Consider the following 205-nt stretch of genomic DNA (forward strand, 5'->3'; position numbering starts at 1 on the left):
GCCGCCGATGGCATTGCCACCATGATGAGCAGTACCATTGAGTTGTCTTATACCTATCAAGATGGCAGCCCAATTATGGGCGCGCCTTATACCATTCGATTTGCAAACGGCACAGAGTTGACTGGTACCTTAGACGACAGCGGTAAAGCAAAAATCGAGAATGCACCGCCCGGTCAATACACCGTGCAATATGGTGAGGATAAAC

1 protein-coding gene is annotated in these 205 nt (G+C 49.3%); it reads left to right on the plus strand.

The annotated features are described in order from the left end of the window. Nucleotides 1-205 (plus strand): SpaA isopeptide-forming pilin-related protein (locus EXT47_RS23955; protein WP_205991284.1); only part of this gene is annotated, 205 nt, incomplete at both ends.

Origin of the sequence: Pseudoalteromonas sp. CO342X, assembly GCF_004208915.1 — a bacterium.
GTDB classification, from domain to species: domain Bacteria; phylum Pseudomonadota; class Gammaproteobacteria; order Enterobacterales; family Alteromonadaceae; genus Pseudoalteromonas; species Pseudoalteromonas maricaloris.